This window comes from Paraburkholderia sp. SIMBA_054, assembly GCF_046534875.1.
GTDB classification, from domain to species: domain Bacteria; phylum Pseudomonadota; class Gammaproteobacteria; order Burkholderiales; family Burkholderiaceae; genus Paraburkholderia; species Paraburkholderia hospita.
In genome coordinates this window covers 1-267 of the sequence record NZ_JAWRXV010000898.1, presented here as the reverse complement: position 1 = coordinate 267, position 267 = coordinate 1, and the positions used below count along the sequence as shown (strand labels likewise).

General features: G+C 71.5%; 1 protein-coding gene. It reads left to right on the top strand.

What is annotated here, in order from left to right:
- The coding region (locus tag SB822_RS57730) for a hypothetical protein (RefSeq protein ID WP_410859189.1) at positions 1–267 on the top strand (267 nt) is incomplete at both ends.

Below are 267 nucleotides of genomic sequence, written 5' to 3'. Positions count from 1 at the left end.
CTGACTGGCGCGCTGGCGGCCTGGGCGCTTGCGCCGCTCGTGGAATTTGCGGAACAGTGCGGCGCCGGCGCGATCGTTGTGAAGGCCATCGCGCGGGGCACATGCTCCGTCGCGTTCGGCAGTGCGATCACGCTTTCGCGTGACGGACGGCACCTTGCGATCCGCCCGCTTGGCTGGGATACCGATACGCTGCGCAAGTTCGGCGCCGTCATGCTGCCCGCGGCGGTTGCCGCGCCGATCGCGGTGCCGGTCGCGCTGGTGGCGGGC